The organism is Citrobacter sp. wls714, from assembly GCF_005281025.1.
GTDB classification, from domain to species: domain Bacteria; phylum Pseudomonadota; class Gammaproteobacteria; order Enterobacterales; family Enterobacteriaceae; genus Citrobacter; species Citrobacter werkmanii.
Genome location: NZ_SZWZ01000089.1, coordinates 19,555 through 41,786, shown reverse-complemented (window position 1 = coordinate 41,786; position 22,232 = coordinate 19,555). Strand labels below are relative to the sequence as shown.

Here is a 22,232-nt window from a genome sequence, read left to right as displayed (position 1 = left end):
AGAATCGCGTAAAACTGTCAGCCGCTCTTTTAGCCACGAAAATAGACAATTATGCTTCAGGACAACCCGCTGCTAGCGCAGCTTAAACAGCAACTACATTCCCAGACGCCGCGTGCTGAAGGGGTGGTAAAAGCCACGGAAAAAGGCTTTGGCTTCCTGGAAGTCGATGCACAAAAAAGCTATTTTATTCCACCGCCGCAGATGAAAAAAGTCATGCATGGGGACCGTATTGTTGCGGTGATCCATACGGAAAAAGATCGTGAGTCTGCGGAGCCGGAAGAACTTATCGAACCCTTCCTGACGCGCTTCGTGGGTAAAATTCAGGGCAAAAATGACCGTCTGTCCATTGTGCCGGATCATCCGTTACTGAAAGATGCGATCCCTTGTCGCGCCGCCCGTGGTGTTGAGCATGAATTTAAAGAAGGTGACTGGGCCGTGGCAGAAATGCGCCGCCATCCGCTAAAAGGCGATCGCACCTTCTACGCTGAATTAACCCAATTTATCACCTTTGCGGACGATCACTTTGTCCCGTGGTGGGTCACGCTGGCGCGCCATAATCTCGAAAAAGAAGCACCGGACGGCGTAGCAACTGAAATGCTGGACGAAGGTCTGGTGCGTCAGGACTTAACTGCCCTTAATTTCGTCACCATCGACAGCGCCAGCACCGAAGATATGGACGATGCGCTGTATGCCGAAGAACTGGCCGATGGCAAGCTACAGTTAACCGTCGCTATTGCCGATCCTACCGCCTGGATTGCAGAAGGCAGCAAACTGGATAAAACGGCGAGAATTCGTGCGTTTACCAACTATCTTCCGGGGTTCAATATCCCGATGCTGCCACGTGAGCTGTCTGACGATCTGTGCTCTCTGCGCGCGAACGAAGTGCGTCCGGTTCTGGCTTGCCGTATGAACATTACCGCCGACGGTACGATTGAGGATAACATCACCTTCTTTGCAGCGACTATCGAGTCTAAAGCGAAGCTGGCCTATGATAACGTCTCAGACTGGCTGGAAGGCACCGGCGACTGGCAGCCTGAAAATGACGCAATTGCTGAACAAATCCGTCTACTGCATCGTATTTGTCTGAGCCGTGGTGAATGGCGTCACAACCACGCGTTGGTATTTAAAGATCGTCCGGATTACCGTTTTGTCCTCGGTGAAAAAGGCGAAGTGCTGGATATTGTGGCGGAACCGCGTCGCATAGCTAACCGTATCGTGGAAGAGTCAATGATTGCGGCAAATATTTGTGCTGCACGCGTACTTCGCGACACGCTGGGCTTCGGCATTTATAACGTCCATATGGGATTTGATCCGGCAAACGCCGACGCACTGGCTGCACTGCTGAAAACCCATGGTATGCACGTAGATGCCGAAGAGGTTCTGACGCTGGAAGGCTTCTGCAAACTGCGCCGAGAACTGGATGCGCAGCCTTCCGGTTTCCTCGATAGCCGTATTCGCCGGTTCCAGTCGTATGCTGAAATCAGTACCGAGCCAGGTCCGCACTTTGGGCTGGGTCTGGAAGCATATGCCACCTGGACCTCTCCTATTCGTAAGTATGGCGACATGATCAACCACCGTCTGCTTAAGGCGGTCATCAAAGGCGAAACAATTGCCCGTCCGCAGGATGATACGACCCTGCAAATGGCCGAACGTCGTCGCCTGAACCGCATGGCCGAACGCGATGTGGGTGACTGGTTATACGCCCGCTTCCTGAGCGACAAAGCAGGCACCGATGCCCGCTTCGCTGCCGAGATCATTGACGTCAGCCGCGGCGGTATGCGAGTGCGTTTAGTGGATAATGGTGCAGTCGCATTTATTCCAGCCCCGTTCCTGCATGCTGTTCGTGACGAACTGGTATGCAGCCAGGAAAGCGGTACCGTACAAATCAAAGGTGAAGTGGTTTACAAAGTCACAGATGTGATTGATGTCACCATTGCTGAAGTGCGGATGGAAACCCGCAGCGTTATCGCTCGTCCAGCCGCGTAACATCGATGAAGCTAACGGCCTTTCTCTTCTTGTGAAAGGTCGTTTTCTTTTCTCTCCCAAATCTCCACCACGCACTACACTTCTTTCATCCGGTCTAATTTATTTTTTTACTATTTTCAGTTCCGCTAGCTTTGCTTTTTTTAGATTCTGGATTACATATCAATATATAAATAAAACAATACGTTCAGCCATAATCACCCTGTATGAATCATGGCTACCTATACTTTTGAGGCTCTATGCGCTTTAAGCGGGATAGTACACATCATGAAAGACGTCCGGGAGCGGGTTACGTTGTATAGCTATGTGGGCACTCATAACCCCTACTGGCGCCTGTCAGAGGATTGCAACATCCTGCATTTCTCTATCGACGAAGCGTCAGCAGCCGATCAGACCGTCGAATTGTCAGTTGAGCAAGCCGACCGCATTCGTGAAATGACGGTGATTACGTCGAGCCTGTTGATGACACTCCCAATTGAAGATGACGACATTCCCGTCCATCTGGTCGGCAGGAAAATCAATAAGCGCGAATGGGCCGGTAGCGCATCCGCCTGGGATGACACCCCTTCCGTCGCGCGCGACCTGGCTCACGGCCTCTCCTTCGCTGAGCAGGTTGTTTCTGAAGCTAACGCCGTCATTGTCATTCTTGACCGTATGGGCAACATCCAGCGCTTTAATCGCCTGTGCGAAGAGTACACCGGTCTCAAAGAGCGTGAAGTGATTGGCCAAAGCGTTTTCACGCTATTTATGAGCCGGCGCGAAGCCGCAGCCTCAAGACGCAACATTGAGGTGTTTTTTCGCGATGGTAATTCTTATGAGGTCGAACGCTGGGTTAAAACCTGCAAAGGCCAGCGTCTGTTTCTGTTCCGCAATAAGTTTGTGCATAACGGTAGCGGTAAGAACGAAATATTTCTGATCTGTTCCGGTACCGATATCACTGAAGAGCGCCGCGCGCAGGAACGTCTACGGGTGTTGGCAAATACCGACTCCATCACCGGTTTACCGAATCGCAACGCAATTCACGAGCTGATCAGCAACGCCATCGAAAACGCGGGTGATACCCAGGTCGGGATTGTATATCTCGATTTAGATAACTTTAAAAAAGTTAATGATGCCTACGGACATATGTTTGGCGATCAGCTGTTACAGAGTGTATCGCTGGCAATCCTCAGTTGCCTCGACGACAACCAACTACTGGCAAGGTTTGGCGGTGATGAATTTATTGTCCTTGCCACCGAAACGTCTCAGGGCGCGCTGGAAGCTACGGCATCGCGTATTCTGACGCGCCTGCGTCAACCTTTTCGCATTGGACTAATAGAGGTCTATACCGGATGTTCAATCGGTATTTCTCTCGCACCACAGCATGGACAGGATGGCGAGAGCGTCATCCGTAACGCGGATACGGCCATGTATACGGCAAAAGAAGGCGGTCGTGGTCAGTTTTGCGTCTTCTCTCCGGAAATGAATCAGCGGGTTTTTGAATATCTGTGGCTGGATACCAATCTGCGTAAGGCGCTGGAAAACGATCAACTGGTTATCCACTATCAGCCCAAGATAACCTGGCGCGGTGAAGTACGGAGTCTTGAGGCTTTGGTTCGTTGGCAGTCCCCGGAACGTGGCCTCATACCGCCGTTAGAGTTTATCTCTTACGCCGAAGAATCAGGGCTCATTGTTCCACTCGGCCGATGGGTTATTCTGGACGTTGTGCGCCAGGTGGCAAAATGGCGTGCCAAGGGAATAAATCTACGCGTGGCGGTAAACGTGTCTGCGCGCCAGCTCGCCGACCAGACGCTTTTTACCGCTCTCAAGCAGGTGCTTCACGATCTCAACTTTGAATACTGCCCCATCGATGTTGAATTAACGGAAAGCAGTTTGATTGAAAATGAGCAGTTGGCGCTATCCGTCATTCAGCAATTTAGCCAGTTGGGGGCACAAATCCATTTGGATGATTTTGGCACCGGCTATTCGTCGCTGTCTCAACTGGCCCGCTTCCCGCTTGATGCCATAAAACTGGATCAAACCTTTGTCAGAGATGTGCACAAGCAACCTATTTCGCAGTCGCTGGTGCGGGCCATTGTCGCGGTTGCGCAGGCGCTCAACCTACAGGTCATCGCCGAAGGCGTTGAAAGTGCAAAAGAGGATGCGTTTCTGACCAAGAATGGCGTCAATGAGCGTCAGGGATTTTTATTCGCCAAGCCAATGCCTGCAGCGGCGTTTGAACGATGGTATCGACGACACCTGAACAAAAATACGCGATAATGCAGAAAGATTGATCGAGGAAAATAGCCATAAATGGACAATTCGTGATGTTCCTATCTGTATGTAATCACAGAATATATAATATTCTTCAATCATTCAGGTTAATACTATTTTTCCCTTCTCTTTTGCCATGAAATTCTGCATCATGAAATTCAAACTCTATTTGCCCTTTGGATGATGATCATGTCTGATATCGACGCTCAGCGTCTGGCCGAACGCATTGATACCGTGCTGGATATCCTCGTTGCAGGTGATTACCACTCAGCCATCCACAATCTCGAAATTCTGAAGGCTGAACTGTTAAACACGGTCAAAGAAGATACTCAATCTTTGTCAACAAAACACAAAGCTCCGTGGGAGATCTGATGACATCGCTCTCTTGATGTTACTGCTATCAGCAGACTTCCGTTTATTTTCCGATACGACATTGCTATAAAAATTAATACTATGAATTCCCGACAACAATCTATTTTGCAGATGGTGACCGATAAAGGTCAGATGAGCGTCGCCGATCTGGCAAAGATCACCGGCGTTTCAGAAGTGACGATTCGACAGGATCTGAATACGCTGGAAAAACAGAGTTATTTACGCCGTGCGCACGGATTTGCTGTTTCGTTAAACAGCGATGATGTGGAAACGCGTATGATGACCAATTTCACGCTAAAACGTGAGCTGGCTGAATTCGCTGCATCTCTGGTCAGCCCCGGCGAGTCTGTATTCATTGAGAACGGCAGCAGCAACGCGCTCCTGGCCAGAACGCTGGCGGAGCAAAAAGATGTCACTATCATTACGGTGAGCAGCTACATCGCTCACCTGCTCAAAGAAACGCCCTGTGAAGTGATTCTCCTTGGTGGGATTTATCAGAAAAAAAGTGAGAGCATGGTCGGCCCCTTAACTCGCCAGTTTATCCAGCAGGTACACTTCAGTAAGGCCTTTATCGGCATTGATGGCTGGCAGGCAGATACCGGCTTCACCGGACGCGATATGATGCGTTCTGATGTGGTTAATGCGGTACTGGAAAAAGGCGCAGAGGTTATTGTGCTTACCGACAGCTCAAAATTCGACGCTATTCACCCTTACACCCTGGGGCCTTTAGAGCGGTTCAGCCGCGTCGTGACGGACTCTAAGCTCAGCGCCAGCGTACAAATGCAGCTTGAGCATTCAGGATTAACCGTCAATATCATTGATACCAACGCATAATACCTGCGCAAGATGATTTGTCGGCAGGCAAATCATCTCTTCTCTGAGAGTTATCTGACAACCCAATTAAGACTTTTTACCTGTTGTTAACAGGATAAACTCGTAAAATTAATGTTAGCGATATAACAGGAGCGAACATCCAACTGCAGGATATTGGTTGTCATGCTTTCGCTAAACGGTTACACGGAAATATCTTTGATAGTCACGATTTAGCGCTATCCTTAAAGAACACTGGATTCCGTGAATCAATAATTCAGGAGAAAGTATTATGTTAGTAACGAGCAAAAAAATGACCGCAGCCATTCTGGCGCTTACTCTGGCAATGTCTCTGAGCGCCTGCTCTAACTGGTCCAAACGCGACCGTAACACCGCTATAGGGGCTGGTGCGGGTGCAGTAGGTGGTGCAGTCCTGACGGATGGCAGCGCGCTGGGTACGCTGGGTGGTGCTGCTGTCGGTGGTATTATTGGCCATCAGGTAGGTAAATAATTTACGGTTGACCCGCTCGATATAATTAAACGTTTACTTTTTCAGCTCTGTATTTTAAAAAGCCACGGATTATCTCCGTGGCTTTTTATTAACCGCCAGCCAGTTTAACTTTCATGCCTTTGGCTTCCAGCAATGATTTTATCAGGTCACGTTTATCGCCCTGAATTTCAATCACACCATCTTTTACCGCCCCACCGCAACCACATTTTTTCTTCAGTTCCGCGGCTAATTTAGCCAGTTCAGCATCATCCTGATCAATACCGGTAATAAGGCACACGCCCTTGCCTTTGCGGCCACTGGTCTGGCGTTGAATGCGGACAATACCATCACCCTTTGGACGCTCAGGGGCGGCCTTCGGTTCTTCAATGCGCCCGGAGTCGGTTGAATAGACCAGGCGAGAGTTTGAATCGCTCATTTACACACCTCGTTTCAGAGAGGCATTGATCATCTTCAGCGTCTGCGCCGGGTCAGCAGACTGCGTGACCGGACGACCAATCACCATGTAATCCACACCGGCTAACTGCGCCTGCTCTGGCGTCATAATACGACGCTGATCGCCCGCCTCACTGCCTTCAGGACGAATACCCGGGGTCACTAACTTAAATGCCTGTCCAAACGCCTGTTTGAAACGTACCGCTTCCTGGGCAGAGCATACGACTCCGTCCAGCCCGCAATGTTGGGTTAAACGCGCCAGTCTTTCAGCATGCTCCGCAGGTGACAACGTCACACCGAGATCGGCGAGATCGCTGGCTTCCATGCTGGTCAGAACCGTCACAGCAATTAGCAATGGCGCATCCTTACCAAAAGGCACCAGGGCCTCACGGGCAGCCGTCATCATGCGCGCCCCGCCAGAGGCGTGTACGTTAACCATCCACACGCCGAGGTCGGCAGCTGCAGCTACGGCATGTGCAGTTGTATTGGGAATATCATGAAATTTCAAATCCAGAAAGACATCAAAACCACGTTGTTGTAGTTCACGAACCAACTGAGGCCCAAAAAGCGTGAACATCTCTTTGCCCACTTTCAAACGGCAATCACGAGGATCAATTCTGTCGACAAAAGCTAATGCTTTATCACGATTTGCGTAATCAAGAGCGACAACGACAGGAGAATCAGTAACAGCACGAGAAGAAGATGAAGCAGTAAACGTCATGACCAGACCTTCCTGAGGATGGGCGCCACCGGCGGCGCAAAATGGGTAAACGGCGAGCATTCTACCTGCGGCAATAGAAAATTAACAGGCACGATTACATTTCTGCCCAGCGAATTGGCAGCGGAGGTTGATGATGGGATGGTTATACATCATGAGGATGTTGTAACTAAATTGAAGTTTTTTTAAAAATTACAGTCCATCAAGCCCGCGGATAGGTTTAATGGTTGACCATGAACGACAGGATGGACAATGCCAGTACAGCGTATAAGCCGTGAACCCACATTTCTGACAGCGATAGCGCGGCTTACTACGTACCTGCTCCCCGACCATATCGCGCAGCACCATCAGGCTCTCTTTAGCGCGCCCTTCTTCTGCTTCGTTAAGATGATAATCCATCAGCTTGTGGAATACACGCATCGTAGGATGGCGTTGCAGCTGACGAGTGATATAAACCTGAGCGGTATCAGTCCCCTCACGCGCCTCAAGGATATCTGCAAGCATCAGTTCAGCGGCGGCACCTGTGTTTTCCTCAACCGCACGGCGTAAAAACTCTGCCCACTCATCGTTTTTGCCCAAATGCTGGTAGCAGCTTTGCAGCATTTCCAGCGTTTCACTGACCAGCTCTTTATCCTGAGAAATCACCCGTTGCAGACTTTCAACCGCCCTGGAGTAATCGCCGTTCAGCATATATACGCGCCCCATCATGATGGAAACGCGGGCGCTGTTTTTGTCTGCTGCCGCCCCTTTTTTCAACAGCGTCATGGCACGATCCATATCGTCGTTGCCCATTTGCTGTAACGCCAGTTCGCAGTAAAAATGCGCTATCTCAATGCGTTGTTTGTCTTTGCCAAGCTTTACCAGACGCTCTGCAACGTCAATGGCTTTTTGCCATTCGCTGGTTGCCTGATAAATTTGCAGCAACTGCTGTAATGCGCCAACGCGAAAATCGGTTTCATCGGTCAGCTGATTGAACATATCTTCCGCACGGTCATACAGGCCGGCGGCCATGTAATCGCGGCCCAGTTGTTGCACTGCCAGCAAACGCTGTTCGTAGGTCAGCGAGGCGCTTTCCATAAGGGTTTGGTGGATGCGGATTGCACGATCGACTTCACCGCGCGAACGGAACAGGTTTCCGAGGGTGAGATGAGCCTCAACGGTGCCCGTATCCTCTTTCAGCATATCGAGGAACAGATCCACCGCTTTATCTTGTTGGTTGCTCAGGAGGAAGTTAACCCCGGCGACATAGTCACGGGAAAGTCGGTTAGCTTCATCCTGCTTTGTTTGTTGCGCACTTCTGCGACCCATATACCACCCATAGGCAGCGGCTACAGGTAAAAGCAGAAACAACAACTCCAACATAAATAATTATTCCTTTACAACCGACGAATCGGCGGATACCGCAACGTCGGTCGCAGGCGCAAGCTGGTTTTCCAGTCGTTTGATTTTACGTTCGGCGCGCGCAAGAGACACTCGAACCTTCAGCCAGAAAAGGCCGCAAATTAGCCAACCAATCGCAAAACCTGCGGCAAACAATACAGCAAGCAGCGTAGAGATACGATACTCACCCTGAGCCAGCAGGTAATTAAACGTAACCTGTTGATCGTTTTGCGCACCTAATGTCACCGAAATAACAAAAATCGCCAACACCAGTAAGAAAATGAGTAAATATTTCACATTACTTCCCGTTATGTGGTTTGAGCGAATAAATCGTGTCCAACTTACCGCGTTGAGCCCTTTAAATTACCATTTTCACACCGAGTGCGAAATGGAAAAGCGCTTTATGCCTTCTGATTTAAGGGCAAAATTCGAAAAATCAATCATAGCTAACTTTCTTGTTCACGCTGCGCAATTTCTTTTGTCTCCTGTACTGGCGGTGTTAAAGGCCCGCATATCCGCTGCGCAAGCCAGGTTGCCAGGGTCACCAACAGCCAGGAAATCAGCGTTGCGACCACCAAATCACGGGGCCAGTGCATTCCGAGCAGCAAACGGCTCCCCATCACACCCGTCGCCCAGATGAGCAAGAATGCAATAGTCAGCGTACGTCTGCGTGGCCACAGCAATCCTACCGCCAACAAAGCCCAACTGGCAGCAAACATCGTATGTCCGGATGGAAAAGCAAACCCTGTTTCTTTTTGCCAGTGCTTACGTAGAAACGTTGGCACGTCCCGCTGTTCGGCTAATTGTTCTTTGACTAAGTTCCCACGATCTTTACGTTTTAAAGTGTAGAACTCATCAACCGGAATATGGTGCGTTTTTTCCAGCCATACGACAAATGGCCGCGGTTCCTGCACCCTGTCTTTAACCCAGGACTTCACGCCCTGCCCAACTAAAATCGCTGCTGCCAGGATCGCAAACAGCATTACCGCTGCTTTCAGACGAAAACGCAAACACCACAAAAACCATGCACAGAGCGCTACATGAGTGATAATTCCCCATGGCTGTGTCACCGTTTCCGTTACCCAGTACAAGGATTTTAACCACCAGACATTATGCCCTGGTTGCCAACTCCAACCTGATACCCATACAGCAACCGGCATGATAAGCAGCAGCCCGGCGCCGACTGCGGTGCGCTTTGCAATTGAAAGCATTGCCTCTCCTTTCGTCGATAAGTCTCACAATCATAACTGAAAAATGCGCACGCCGGAAAAATTGACAATTTTGTGCCATTCCAAAAGCGAATCCGTTGTCGCAATTAGGTGAACATCGCTGGCTTATGGCAAAATAGTGCAATACAGAACAGAAGCCAACAGGCGACGGCACGACAGTGCCAGCATAATCTGGAGAATTACATGCAGCTTAAACGTGTGGCAGAAGCCAAACTGCCAACCCCCTGGGGCGATTTCCTGATGGTGGGATTTGAAGAACTGGCAACCGGACACGATCATGTCGCGCTGATTTTTGGCGATATTACAGGCCAAACGCCTGTCCTGGCGCGTGTCCACTCTGAGTGTCTGACTGGCGATGCGCTGTTTAGCCTACGTTGCGATTGCGGTTTCCAGCTCGAAGCGGCCCTGTCCCACATTGCTGAAGAAGGGCGTGGCATTCTACTCTATCATCGTCAGGAAGGACGCAACATTGGCCTGCTAAATAAAATCCGCGCCTATGCGTTGCAGGACCAGGGTTATGATACGGTTGAAGCCAATCATCAGTTAGGATTTGCGGCAGACGAGCGTGATTTCACGCTGTGTGCGGACATGTTCAAGCTGCTGGGCGTTGACGAGGTACGTTTGTTGACCAATAACCCGAAGAAAGTGGAAATTCTGACCGAAGCGGGTATCAATATCGTTGAACGCGTGCCGCTGATTGTGGGTCGTAATCCGAATAATGAACATTATCTGGATACCAAAGCCGCGAAGATGGGCCATTTGTTAAATAAATAATTTCCGTTTACCCGGTACAGAGAAAAGCCTGCTCACGCAGGCTTTTTTACATGTTATTTCAACATATTACGAATGACATAGTGGAGAATACCGTCGTTCTGGTAATACGTTAACTCCGTCGCGGTATCGATGCGGCAACGACACAAAATCACCTCTTTACGCCCATCAGTCCGAGACAAACTCACCGGAACTGTCGCCCCCGGTTTAATGTTTTGCAGGTCCGTAATATCAATCGCTTCCTCACCGGTTAATCCCAGCGTTTTACGCGTAATCCCCTGAGGGAACTCAAGCGGTAGAATCCCCATGCCGATCAGGTTAGAACGGTGAATTCGCTCAAAGGACTCAGCAATAACCACGCGCACCCCCAGCAAGCGTGGGCCTTTCGCAGCCCAGTCACGACTGGAGCCAGAACCATATTCCTTACCGGCAATGATCGCCAGTGGAACATTCTCCTGTTGATACTGCATGGCGGCATCATAGATTGCCACCACTTCCGTCCCCGGTAAATGCCGCGTCATCCCGCCTTCCACGCCTGGCACCATCTCATTACGAATACGAATATTGGCAAAAGTACCGCGCATCATCACTTCATGGTTTCCGCGTCGGGAGCCGTAGGAGTTAAAGTCTTTGCGCTCAACGCCGTGGCTTTGCAAATACCGACCGGCCGGGCTATCCGCTTTAATGCTACCTGCCGGAGAAATATGGTCGGTGGTCACCGAGTCGCCTAACATCGCCAGAATGCGGGCGCCATGAATGTCCTGCACCGGATCCGGCGTAGCCTGCATACCATCAAAGAACGGCGACAAACGGATATAGGTCGAGTCCGACTGCCAGCCATAGGTGTCAGCCCGATCAACTTGAATCGCTTTCCATTCCGGCGTGCCTTCAAACACTTCGGCATACTCTTTATGGAACATAGCGGTAGACACCTGCTCAACGGCTCGGGCGATTTCCTGCGCAGTTGGCCAGATATCTTTCAAGTAAACGGGATCGCCTTTTCTGTCATGACCTAACGGATCTTTCGTCAGGTTGATATTCATATTCCCCGCCAGCGCGTAAGCTACTACCAGCGGCGGAGACGCCAACCAGTTCGTCTTGACGAGCGGATGGATGCGTCCTTCAAAGTTACGGTTGCCGGAAAGCACTGCGCCAACCGTGAGATCGCCTTTTTTGATCGCCGTCTCAATAGGATCGGGCAACGGTCCGGAATTACCTATACAGGTGGTACAGCCATAACCCACGAGGTTAAAGCCCAACTCATCGAGATACGGTGTGAACCCGGCCTGCGCCAGATAGTCAGAAACGACTTTAGAGCCAGGCGCCAGTGAAGCTTTAACCCAGGGTTGACGTTTCAGACCGAGCGTAACCGCTTTCTTCGCCAGCAGCCCCGCCGCCATCAATACGCTTGGGTTAGAGGTGTTGGTACAGGAGGTGATCGCCGCAATCACTACCGCGCCATCCGGCAACTGGTATTGATGCCCGTTCATAGTATAGTCCACTGGCTGACGATCTTTTAGCGAGCTATTCACTTCAAGCTCGTTACTCGCCGAGAACGCTTTCGGGACATCAGCGAGTGCAACCCGATCCTGCGGACGTTTCGGCCCGGCAAGGCTCGCCTCCACACTCCCCATATCCAGCTCCAGCGAGCTGGTAAATACGGGTTCATCGCCTGGGTTACGCCACATCCCCTGCGCTTTAGCATAAGCGCCGACCAGTTCGACCTGTTCCTCACTGCGTCCGCTCAGGCGCATATATTCAAGAGTGATGTCATCAATCGGGAAGAAACCACAGGTTGCGCCATATTCCGGCGACATGTTCGCAATGGTTGCCCGATCGGCCAGAGGTAAGGTGTCCAGACCATCGCCATAGAATTCAACAAATTTCCCAACCACACCGTGCTTACGTAGCATTTGGGTGACGGTCAGCACCAGATCGGTTGCGGTGATACCTTCCCGCAGTTTACCTACCAGCTTGAAGCCCACCACGTCAGGGATAAGCATTGAGACCGGCTGGCCCAGCATCGCGGCTTCGGCTTCAATGCCCCCGACGCCCCAGCCCAGCACACCGAGACCATTTATCATCGTAGTATGGGAATCGGTACCGACCAGCGTATCTGGATAAGCCACCCATTCACCGTTTTGTAATTCGCTCCAGACGGCTTTACCCAAATATTCAAGGTTAACCTGGTGACAAATCCCCGTTCCCGGCGGCACAACGCTGAAGCGACTGAATGCTTGCTGTCCCCATTTCAGAAACACATAGCGCTCATGGTTACGTTCCATTTCCAGACGGACGTTCTCTTCGAAAGCGTCATCATCACCGAAACGATCCACCGTTACGGAGTGGTCTATGACAAGATCAACTGGCGAAAGCGGATTCACTTTTGCCGTATCCCCGCCCAAACGTTTTACCGCTTCGCGCATAGCGGCCAGATCGACCACTGCGGGTACGCCGGTAAAGTCCTGCATCAAAACGCGAGCGGGTCGATAGGCAATCTCACGATCGGCATGCGCGGTTTCCAGCCAACGCGCCAGGGCATGAATATCGTCTTCGGTAACGGTATTTTCGTCCTGCCAGCGAAGCAGGTTCTCCAGCAAAACTTTTAACGATTTAGGCAGGCGGGTGATATCACCCAGTGTTTGTGCGGCCAGAGGCAAGCTGTAGTAACGGTAGGTTTTATCATTAACCTGCAATGTATCCTTACTGGCTTCGCGTAGGGTCGACGACATAGCTCCTCCTTAAATGACAGGGTTGGATCCCCTGATTTTCTTCAGGGTTAGTATTAAAGATAACACAAACAAAATGTAACGCTTTGATAACAACTCAAATTGATAAAAGTGGAAAACATAGGAAAAGCGGAGTGTGGCGTAAATTACGAGGAGAAGGTTCGAGAGCGAAGGCTATGAGGCTTAATGTGTAACAGGTATGTATGCAATCGATAATATGCTGATTAGCGGGGACATCGCGATTGCATGTAATAAGTCATACGAAGTATCAGACAGAGGGCAAATAATAATGACAATAAAATTCGTATTAATTACTGTTTCTGTTCATCATCAGTAAACAGATCAATAAACGCGCGTTGTTCAGGGGAAAGCGTCCAGGAGGTGGGGATTTCCGGCCCATTCTCTGCGCCGCTATTGCTCTCTTGTTCATTTTCATGAGGAGATGGCGTTACGGTGGCGTGTTGTTCCGGTGCGGACATGACCTACCCCCACACTTGCCAGACCACGAGCGCGACGACAATCCAGAACACAGCGGAGCCGAGAAAAACAGCAAACCAGGCTTTACGTTTCATCGCGGGATCCCTGCGTGCAGGCTGGTTTCCTGAAGGCATCGCTAACCTCATACTATCGAAATCACTTATCATTTAGGCACCAAACAATCGGTACAATTAATCATCAGATAGGAGAAATCCTAATAAAAAAGATGAAAAAAAGCCAGTTAATTTTCTGACTCGTCCTGATAAATAAATCGATTGTTTGATCGGTTATAAATATTTGAAAGGAATTTTTGGCAAGCTGACTAATTTGAAACTACTTTAGAGAATCTTTTCCATAAACTATATATGGTTAATTTATTCACTGTAAATTATCAATTAGTTCAGTGTTTCCCGTCGGTATCGCTTTATGCCGGAGGATACCGACGAGGTAACAGCTGGTATTATTTCTCAGGCAATTTAATATCTTTAAACATGGCTTCGATATCATCATTAGAACGCAGCGCCACCGCAGTATCCACCACATCTCGCGTCAGATGTGGCGCGAAACGTTGAATAAAATCATACATGTAACTGCGTAAAAACGTGCTGCGACGAAAACCAATTTTGGTGGTGCTATGACTGAAGATATCGTGCGCGTCAACACGTACAAGATCAGGGTCGGAGACGGGATCAACCGCCATGCTGGCAATCACCCCCACGCCGAGGCCCAGACGGACATAGGTTTTAATGACATCGGCATCGGTCGCGGTAAAAACTATCCGCGGTTCCAGACCCGCACGGTTAAACGCGGTATCCAGTTCCGAACGCCCGGTAAAACCGAAGGTGTAGGTGACCAGCGGATACTGCGCTAACTCTTCAATAGAAACGGACGCTTTTCCCGCCAGCGGATGATCCGGCGTCACGACGATCGAGCGGTTCCAGTGATAGCAAGGCAGCATCACCAAATCGTCATACAGATGCAGGGCTTCTGTCGCAATGGCAAAGTCTGCATTCCCTTTCGAAACGGCTTCGGCGATTTGCGTCGGCGATCCCTGGTGCATGTGCAAAGAGACGCGAGGGTATCGCTCAATAAAACCTTTAATCACGTTTGGCAGTGCGTAACGTGCTTGTGTGTGGGTCGTCGCGATGTATAACGAGCCTTTGTCCGGCCAGGTATGTTCGCCGGCAACGGACTTAATGGCATCCACCTTCGACAGTACCTCACGCGCAATACGGATGACTTCCTGCCCCGCTGGCGTAACCTGCGTCAGGTGCTTACCGCTACGGGCAAAAATCTGGATGCCAAGTTCATCTTCAAGCATACGAACTTGCTTACTGATGCCTGGCTGGGAGGTATAAAGCCCTTCCGCCGTTGAGGAGACATTAAGGTTGTGGTTCACCACCTCAACAATGTAGCGAAGCTGCTGTAATTTCATGTTAAGCCATCCCGATTTATGCCATCAGATCATCGTTTCAAAGCAGGCTCGTTAGCGCTGCTAATACGATTTAATAATAAAAAACGTGTTAACTATAACCACTATATCATTTCTATGTAAGCTGTATAGGCATGACAAAAAATAATACGCCAGAAACAAAAAGGGTCGCTTACGCGACCCTTTAAGGAGAAATTCAGGCGGAATGCCGTTATTTCTTCCCTTCAACCCATTTACCGTCAACAAAGAACGCGGACCAGCCGGTCGCCTTACCGTCTTTCTCAGCGGCAACGTATTGCTGCTTGGTTTTACGGCTGAAACGGACCATGGACTTGTTGCCGTCCGGGTCCGTCTGCGGCGCGTCTGCCAGATAACGCAGTTTTTCCGGCAGACGATCGCGGAAGCGGTACAGCTCTTCCACTAACGGCGCGCGGGTCTCACGTGATTTCGGGAACGTATTTGCCGCCAGGAAGATACCCGCAGCACCATCACGTAACACGAAATACGCGTCAGATTTTTCACACGGCAGTTCTGGCAACGGAACCGGATCCTCTTTCGGCGGAGCGACTTCACCGTTACGCAGGATCTTACGGGTGTTTTTGCACTCGTCGTTGGTACACGCCATGTACTTACCGAAACGTCCCATTTTCAGGTGCATTTCAGAGCCACATTTCTCGCACTCAACGATAGGACCGTCATAACCCTTGATACGGAATTCACCCTCTTCGATCTCATAGCCGTCGCAGGTAGGGTTATTACCACATACATGCAGCTTACGCTTAGGATCGATAAGATAGCTGTCCATCGCCGTGCCGCACTTCTGGCAACGACGTTTGGCGCGCAGAGCGTTCGTTTCCGCGTCGTCGCCTTCCAGCACGTTCAGCACTTCGTTTTCCGGCACCAGGTTAATGGTGGTTTTGCAGCGCTCTTTCGGCGACAGCGCATAGCCGGAACAGCCGAGGAAAACGCCGGTGCTGGCGGTACGAATACCCATCTTGCGTCCGCAGGTCGGGCAATCAATGCTGGTCAGCACCATCTGATTCGGACGCATACCGCCTTCTTCAGGGTCTTTCTCAGCTTTATCCAGTTGCTGAGTAAAATCGGTGAAGAAGTTGTCGAGTACGCCTTTCCATTCGGCTTCGTGATTTGCCACCTGGTCGAGGCTGTCTTCCATCTGCGCGGTAAAATCGTAGTTCATCAGTTCGCGGAAGTTTTCTTCCAGACGATCGGTGACAATTTCACCCATTTTTTCAGCATAGAAGCGACGGTTCTCAACGCGAACATAGCCGCGATCCTGAATCGTGGAAATAATCGACGCATACGTTGATGGACGACCAATACCACGCTTTTCAAGCTCTTTAACCAGCGAGGCTTCACTGAAACGCGCAGGCGGTTTGGTAAAGTGTTGCGCTGGCGTCAGTTCGACAAGCGTCAACGTATCGCCTTTATCCACCGCCGGTAAGATACGGTCTTCATCGCCCTTACGCAGCGCAGGCATCACTTTGGTCCAGCCATCGAAACGCAGAATACGACCACGCGCTTTCAGGCGGAAATCACCCGCGCCCACGGTTAAGGTGGTGGAATCGTATTTCGCCGGCGTCATCTGGCAGGCAACAAACTGGCGCCAGATCAACTGGTACAGTTTCTGCGCATCAGCTTCCATGTCTTTCAGTGATTCCGCCTGTACGGCGACATCGGAGGGACGGATAGCTTCGTGCGCTTCCTGAGAGTTCTCTTTGCTGGCGTACTGGTTCGCGCTCTCCGGCAGATATTTTTTACCAAAATTATCGCTGATGTAATCGCGAACCATGGTGACGGCGTCCTGACTCAGGTTTGTTGAGTCCGTACGCATATAGGTGATATAACCCGCTTCGTACAAGCGCTGTGCCATCATCATGGTTTTCTTCACGCCAAAGCCCAGACGCGTGCTCGCAGCCTGCTGTAGCGTGGAGGTAATAAACGGCGCGCCCGGCTTGCTGCTGGTCGGTTTATCTTCACGTTCCAGAACGCTATAGCGCGCTTTTTCCAACAGGCTAACAGCGGCAAGCGTTTGTTCCCGGTTGACCGGGCGGAACGGTTTATCATTCTGATGCGTCACCTCAAGCGGCAAAGCATCGCCACCAGGCGTGGTCGTGTCAGCACCAATTTCCCAGAACTCTTCTGGGACAAATGCTTTGATTTCACGTTCACGCTCAACCACCAGACGTACAGCAACCGACTGTACGCGACCTGCAGACAGACCACGCGCAATTTTTTTCCACAGCAGCGGCGACACCATATAGCCCACCACGCGGTCCATAAAGCGGCGCGCCTGTTGCGCGTTAACCCGGTCGATGTTCAGTTCGCCCGGTTTTTCGAACGCCTGACGAATAGCGTTCTTGGTAATTTCGTTAAACACCACGCGGCTGTAGCGGGTGTCATCGCCGCCGATCACTTCCCGCAGGTGCCATGCAATGGCTTCCCCTTCGCGGTCAAGGTCGGTTGCGAGATAGATGTGGTCGGCTTTTTCAGCCAGTTGCTTCAGTTCAGAAACAACTTTCTCTTTACCAGGCAGCACTTCATAGCGCGCATCCCAGTTGTGCCATGGGTCAACACCCATGCGGTTGACGAGAGCGCCACGTTCATCCTTTTTGGGCTTTTTAGCCGTTTTGGTGGAGGTTGAGTCGGCGCTCTTTTTAGTTGCTGAGCCACTGGTCGGCAAATCACGGATATGACCGACGCTGGATTTCACCACGTAGTCATTACCCAGATACTTGTTGATCGTTTTGGCTTTTGCCGGGGACTCAACGATGACAAGAGCTTTACCCATATTCACCTTTACCTAATTTGATTCTTCCAGAATGCGTCGCACGTTGATTCACCTTCCACTGGCGACGAGACATCGATATGGTCTCTGCGTCGGCGGATATCAACCCCTTAAACTGATTCGCGCTTGTAATGTAACTCTCATGTAACTGAGTTGACAGGCTTTTTTGCTCACAAACGCTATAGCACGACGAAGTATTGGTCGAATGTCAAGCAAATCTGTTGCCAGATTGACGAAAGCGTCACACTGTACCTGATAAAATGCGTTACGCAACTTTATTAGCATGCAAAAACAAATCTCGCCAGTTGCAACCCTGACGTAAGACCTTCATTTATGTCAGGGAATATTTGCCCATAAGCCGGGCTCGGCGTAGACTAATGTCCTTGTTTAAGGAGTAAATAATGCATAAAGACACGCAACCTATCGACCGCGAAACGCTGCTGATTGAAGCCAACAAAATCATTCGTGAGCATGAGGACACGCTGGCGGGGATTGTCGCCACCGGCGTTACGCAGCGAAATGGCGTGCTGGTTTTCAGCGGCGATTACTTTTTAGACGAGCAAGGGCTTCCGACGCCCAAAAGTACGGCAGTGTTTAATATGTTTAAGCACCTGGCACACGTACTTTCTGAAAAGTATCACTTGATCGATTAATACAAGAAATGATTTGCCGGATGGCGATGTTCACGCCATCCGGCAATGACAATTTTACATCAGCGGTTTCTGTCCCCGCTGCCACCAGCGCAGCAGCAAACGATCGGCGCTCTCGGCCGCACTCCCGGTAAAGCGATCCATCAGTTTTTTGCGCTGCATATAGCGAACGCTCAACACTTCGCGCCCTTCCATTAGCCCGAGGATCACTTCATCACTGGTATTGATTTCATCCACCAGCCCGTTCGCCAGCGCCTGTTGCCCAAACCAGTGTTCGCCGGTGGCAACCTGCTCAATGTCCAGAGTCGGACGCATGCGCTGCACAAAATCCTTAAACAGGTGATGGGTTTCATTCAGATCTTCGCGGAATTTCTGCCGCCCTTCTTCCGTGTTTTCACCCAGCAGCGTCAGCGTACGCTTGTACTGTCCGGCGGTGTGCAGTTCGATATCAATATCCTTCCCTTTCAGAAAGCGGTTAAAGTTCGGGATCTGCGCCACGACGCCAATCGACCCGACGATAGCAAACGGTGCCGAGACAATTTTATCGGCTACGCAGGCCATCATATACCCACCGCTCGCGGCGACTTTATCCACCGTTACGGTCAACGGGATCTGCTTATCGCGCAGACGCTGTAACTGCGACGCAGCCAGGCCATAACCATGAACCACGCCGCCCGGGCTTTCCAGACGAACCACCACCTGATCCTGCGGTTTAACCACTGCCAGCACTGCCGTCACTTCCTCACGTAACGCGCTGACCTCATGGGCGTCCATGCTGCCTTTAAAATCCAGCACCCATACACGTGGTTTATCAGATGACGTACTGTCTCCCAGTTTCGCTTTTGCCTTGGCTGCCTTCGCTTGCAGTTTCTGTTTCTTTTTCTGCGCCTTATGCCAGAATTTTTGCTGATGCCCGTCCAGTAATGCCAGCGACAGATCATCCTTCATCTCTTTATATTGCTCGCTGAGGTTAACAACCCGCAGCTCCCCGCGCTGACGCTTGCGTTGTGTCGCGTTCACAATCAGCATCACAATTACCGCAATAGCCACCACGACAGTGACAATTTTTGCCAAAAACAGCCCATATTCAGACAACAATTCCACGAGACCCACCTTGGTTAAACAACGCTATTCCCGCTCAGTGTACAACAGGCTGCTTAACCCGTCTTGCTTCATCCATCCTGGTGCTGAATCAGCAAAAAGCATGACAAAGCGTTCATTTTGCGGTGTTATTGCCTTTGGCTGATTGAAAAAGAACAGGGTTTAAGGCATAAAGCCCAAAAGTTATTGCGAACGAGATGGCCAGGGCGTCGCCGAGGAGTAGCCGTGCATTACCAACCTAAACAAGACCTTTTACAGGGCCGCATTATTCTGGTTACCGGTGCCAGTGATGGTATCGGACGCGAAGCCGCGCAGACCTATGCACGCTATGGCGCGACCGTTATCCTGCTTGGGCGTAACGAAGAAAAACTGCGTCAGGTTGCCCGCACTATCGCCGATGAAAACGGAACACACCCACAGTGGTTTACACTGGATTTACTGACCTGTACCTCTGAAGAATGCCACCAGCTTGCGCAGCGCATTGCCGCACAATTCCCGCGTCTGGATGGCGTACTGCATAACGCCGGATTACTCGGCGATATTTGCCCAATGAGTGAACAAAATCCGCAGATCTGGCAAGATGTCATGCAGGTAAATGTGAATGCCACCTTTATGCTGACCCAGGCATTGCTGCCGCTATTGCTGAAATCCGATGCCGGATCGCTGGTCTTTACCTCTTCCAGCGTCGGTCGCCAGGGACGCGCCAATTGGGGCGCATATGCTACCTCCAAATTCGCTACCGAAGGCATGATGCAGGTTCTGGCAGATGAATATCAGAACCGTCACCTGCGCGTAAACTGTATCAATCCAGGCGGTACGCGTACCGGGATGCGAGCCAGTGCATTTCCAACTGAAGATCCGCAAAAATTGAAAACCCCCGCCGATATTATGCCGCTCTACCTGTGGCTGATGGGCGATGACAGCCGCCGTAAAACCGGTATGACTTTCGATGCCCAGCCGGGCCGTAAACCAGGAATAGCTCAATGAGTGAAGAACGCTACCAGCAGCGCCAGCAGCGCGTTAAAGAGCGGGTTGATGCCCGCGTTGCCGCTGCAAAGGATGAACGCGGGATCATTATCGTGTTCACCGGAAACGGTAAGGGTAAAACCACCGCTGCGTTCGGGACCGCCACGCGCGCGGTGGGCCATGGTAAAAAAGTCGGCGTGGTGCAGTTTATTAAAGGTACCTGGCCAAACGGTGAACGAAACTTACTCGAACCCCATGGGGTAGAGTTTCAGGTTATGGCGACAGGATTTACCTGGGACACGCAAAACCGCGAGTCGGATACCGAAGCCTGTATGGCCGTATGGGAACATGGAAAGCGAATGCTGGCTGATGCTGAACTGGATATGGTTATCCTGGACGAGCTGACCTATATGGTGGCCTACGACTATCTGCCGCTTGAAGAGGTTATCAATGCCTTAAATGCGCGTCCTGCCCATCAGACGGTGATTATCACCGGTCGGGGATGTCATCGCGATATTCTGGAGTTAGCGGATACGGTGAGCGAACTGCGCCCGGTTAAGCACGCGTTTGAAGCGGGCGTGAAGGCTCAGATGGGAATTGATTACTGACACCAGGCCGGATAAGGCGCTTTTGCCGCATCCGGCTCCACGCTAACGCCTGATGGCGCTTTGCTTATCAGGCCTGGTTATGATTAACCGTTGTTGCTGCGACCGCCCGGACGACGGCTGCTGCCGACCTGTGAGTGGCGCTTCACCGCACGACGGATCTGGTTCGCCTTCATACGACGACGATCTTTCTCGACGGCAACTTTAGAGGTCGTTTCCGGCTTCAGCTCCACCAGTTCACGTAAATAGTTGGTCTGCGCAAGATCAAGCTCCGTCCAGCCGCCACGCGGCAGGCCTTTCGGCAGCGGGATATCGCCGTAACGGACACGGATAAGACGACTTACCTGCACGCCTACAGCTTCCCACAGGCGACGTACTTCACGGTTACGTCCTTCAGTCAGCGTGACGTTGTACCACTGGTTGATCCCTTCACCACCGCTGAACTTGATTGTTTTAAACGCCGCCGGACCATCTTCCAGCTGTACGCCACGACTCAGATCGCGCAGTTTCGCGTCATCAACCTGACCAAACACACGCACCGCATATTCACGCTCAACTTCACGGCTTGGATGCATCAGACGGTTTGCCAGTTCACCGTCGGTAGTGAACAACAATAAACCGCAGGTATTCACATCCAGACGTCCCACGGCAATCCAGCGCGCATCGCGCAGTTTTGGCAGACGATCAAATACGGTCGGACGACCTTCCGGGTCGTTACGGGTACACAGTTCACCCTCTGGTTTGTAATAGGCCAGAACGCGACAGATTTGTTCCGCAGACTCTTTAACTGAAATCAGATGACCGTCGATACGGATTTTCAGACCCGGCGTCACTTCAACGCGATCGCCGAGCGTGGCAATTTTGCCATCAACGCTCACACGGCCCGCGGCAATAATGGTTTCAATTTCACGGCGAGAACCGTGGCCGGCGCGCGCCAGCACTTTTTGTAACTTTTCGCTCATAGAGCTTCCTTTAGATGTCGCCTTCACAGGCGTCGAACAGGAGAA

Annotated in this window: 21 protein-coding genes; 9 read left to right on the top strand and 12 right to left on the bottom strand. The window is 51.0% G+C overall.

What is annotated here, in order from left to right; all coding sequences use genetic code 11:
* Window positions 1-51: 51 nt before the first annotated feature.
* The 5 genes from FDX11_RS17770 to osmB all read left to right on the top strand — a co-directional run bounded on the left by FDX11_RS17770 (window position 52) and on the right by osmB (window position 5,929).
* The gene (locus FDX11_RS17770; protein ID WP_137398314.1) at window positions 52-1,986 is read left to right on the top strand and encodes an exoribonuclease II; all 1,935 of its coding nucleotides are present in this window, start codon (window positions 52-54) and stop codon (window positions 1,984-1,986) included.
* 264 nt (window positions 1,987-2,250) lie between these two features.
* Window positions 2,251-4,242 (top strand): cyclic di-GMP phosphodiesterase, encoded by a 1,992-nt coding sequence (gene pdeR / locus FDX11_RS17760; protein ID WP_079223970.1) that lies wholly within the window; start codon window positions 2,251-2,253, stop codon window positions 4,240-4,242.
* A 183-nt stretch (window positions 4,243-4,425) separates the two neighbouring features.
* Window positions 4,426-4,608, top strand: coding sequence for a hypothetical protein (locus tag FDX11_RS17750; protein ID WP_061381515.1), 183 nt, complete (start codon window positions 4,426-4,428; stop codon window positions 4,606-4,608).
* 81 nt (window positions 4,609-4,689) lie between these two features.
* The gene (locus tag FDX11_RS17745; protein WP_042308090.1) at window positions 4,690-5,442 is read left to right on the top strand and encodes a DNA-binding transcriptional regulator YciT; all 753 of its coding nucleotides are present in this window, start codon (window positions 4,690-4,692) and stop codon (window positions 5,440-5,442) included.
* A 268-nt stretch (window positions 5,443-5,710) separates the two neighbouring features.
* Window positions 5,711-5,929, top strand: a complete 219-nt coding sequence (osmB, locus tag FDX11_RS17740; RefSeq protein ID WP_038640946.1) for an osmotically-inducible lipoprotein OsmB — start codon at window positions 5,711-5,713, stop codon at window positions 5,927-5,929.
* 88 nt (window positions 5,930-6,017) lie between these two features.
* Here the strand turns inward: osmB and yciH are convergent, their stop codons facing one another.
* The 5 genes from yciH to pgpB all read right to left on the bottom strand — a co-directional run bounded on the left by yciH (window position 6,018) and on the right by pgpB (window position 9,670).
* Window positions 6,018-6,344 carry a stress response translation initiation inhibitor YciH gene (gene yciH / locus FDX11_RS17735; RefSeq protein ID WP_061381244.1) on the bottom strand — a complete coding sequence of 109 codons (327 nt, stop codon included), beginning with the start codon at window positions 6,342-6,344 and terminating at the stop codon, window positions 6,018-6,020.
* Window positions 6,345-7,082: an orotidine-5'-phosphate decarboxylase gene (pyrF, locus tag FDX11_RS17730; protein WP_137350304.1), complete on the bottom strand. Its 738-nt coding sequence runs from the start codon at window positions 7,080-7,082 to the stop codon at window positions 6,345-6,347.
* Between the two features lie 189 nt (window positions 7,083-7,271).
* The gene (lapB, locus tag FDX11_RS17725) at window positions 7,272-8,441 is read right to left on the bottom strand and encodes a lipopolysaccharide assembly protein LapB (RefSeq protein ID WP_038640951.1); all 1,170 of its coding nucleotides are present in this window, start codon (window positions 8,439-8,441) and stop codon (window positions 7,272-7,274) included.
* Between the two features lie 6 nt (window positions 8,442-8,447).
* Window positions 8,448-8,756 (bottom strand): LapA family protein, encoded by a 309-nt coding sequence (locus tag FDX11_RS17720; RefSeq protein ID WP_006684318.1) that lies wholly within the window; start codon window positions 8,754-8,756, stop codon window positions 8,448-8,450.
* Window positions 8,757-8,905: 149 nt separating this feature from the next.
* The gene (pgpB, locus tag FDX11_RS17715) at window positions 8,906-9,670 is read right to left on the bottom strand and encodes a phosphatidylglycerophosphatase B (RefSeq protein WP_042308084.1); all 765 of its coding nucleotides are present in this window, start codon (window positions 9,668-9,670) and stop codon (window positions 8,906-8,908) included.
* 201 nt (window positions 9,671-9,871) lie between these two features.
* Here pgpB and ribA point away from each other — a divergent pair, with 201 nt between their 5' ends.
* Entirely contained in the window at window positions 9,872-10,462 is a 591-nt protein-coding gene (gene ribA / locus FDX11_RS17710; RefSeq protein WP_038640958.1) for a GTP cyclohydrolase II, read from the top strand.
* 53 nt (window positions 10,463-10,515) lie between these two features.
* Here the strand turns inward: ribA and acnA are convergent, their stop codons facing one another.
* From acnA to topA, 5 genes are all read right to left on the bottom strand, one after another.
* A complete protein-coding gene (gene acnA, locus FDX11_RS17705; RefSeq protein WP_042308081.1) occupies window positions 10,516-13,191 on the bottom strand; it encodes an aconitate hydratase AcnA in 2,676 nt (891 codons plus the stop codon).
* Between the two features lie 308 nt (window positions 13,192-13,499).
* On the bottom strand, window positions 13,500-13,667 hold the full coding sequence (locus tag FDX11_RS25180; protein ID WP_170975145.1) for a hypothetical protein: 168 nt from the start codon (window positions 13,665-13,667) through the stop codon (window positions 13,500-13,502).
* A gap of 3 nt (window positions 13,668-13,670) precedes the next feature.
* Complete coding sequence (locus tag FDX11_RS17700; protein WP_213083790.1) at window positions 13,671-13,811, bottom strand: YmiA family putative membrane protein; 141 nt, start codon at window positions 13,809-13,811, stop codon at window positions 13,671-13,673.
* A 314-nt stretch (window positions 13,812-14,125) separates the two neighbouring features.
* Window positions 14,126-15,100 carry an HTH-type transcriptional regulator CysB gene (cysB, locus tag FDX11_RS17695; protein WP_042308079.1) on the bottom strand — a complete coding sequence of 325 codons (975 nt, stop codon included), beginning with the start codon at window positions 15,098-15,100 and terminating at the stop codon, window positions 14,126-14,128.
* A gap of 208 nt (window positions 15,101-15,308) precedes the next feature.
* Window positions 15,309-17,906, bottom strand: coding sequence for a type I DNA topoisomerase (gene topA, locus FDX11_RS17690; protein ID WP_137350289.1), 2,598 nt, complete (start codon window positions 17,904-17,906; stop codon window positions 15,309-15,311).
* Between the two features lie 398 nt (window positions 17,907-18,304).
* Here topA and FDX11_RS17685 point away from each other — a divergent pair, with 398 nt between their 5' ends.
* A complete protein-coding gene (locus FDX11_RS17685; RefSeq protein WP_003020616.1) occupies window positions 18,305-18,556 on the top strand; it encodes a YciN family protein in 252 nt (83 codons plus the stop codon).
* 54 nt (window positions 18,557-18,610) lie between these two features.
* On the opposite strand, the gene sohB is transcribed toward FDX11_RS17685, so the two are convergent.
* On the bottom strand, window positions 18,611-19,657 hold the full coding sequence (sohB, locus tag FDX11_RS17680) for a protease SohB (protein ID WP_137398313.1): 1,047 nt from the start codon (window positions 19,655-19,657) through the stop codon (window positions 18,611-18,613).
* Between the two features lie 222 nt (window positions 19,658-19,879).
* Here sohB and FDX11_RS17675 point away from each other — a divergent pair, with 222 nt between their 5' ends.
* Both FDX11_RS17675 and cobO read left to right on the top strand, forming a co-directional pair.
* Window positions 19,880-20,641 (top strand): YciK family oxidoreductase, encoded by a 762-nt coding sequence (locus FDX11_RS17675; protein ID WP_042308073.1) that lies wholly within the window; start codon window positions 19,880-19,882, stop codon window positions 20,639-20,641.
* Complete coding sequence (gene cobO, locus FDX11_RS17670; protein WP_137398312.1) at window positions 20,638-21,228, top strand: cob(I)yrinic acid a,c-diamide adenosyltransferase; 591 nt, start codon at window positions 20,638-20,640, stop codon at window positions 21,226-21,228. Before FDX11_RS17675 ends, cobO begins: the two co-directional genes overlap by 4 nt.
* A gap of 83 nt (window positions 21,229-21,311) precedes the next feature.
* Here the strand turns inward: cobO and rluB are convergent, their stop codons facing one another.
* On the bottom strand, window positions 21,312-22,187 hold the full coding sequence (gene rluB / locus FDX11_RS17665; protein WP_038640972.1) for a 23S rRNA pseudouridine(2605) synthase RluB: 876 nt from the start codon (window positions 22,185-22,187) through the stop codon (window positions 21,312-21,314).
* Window positions 22,188-22,232 lie beyond the last annotated feature (45 nt).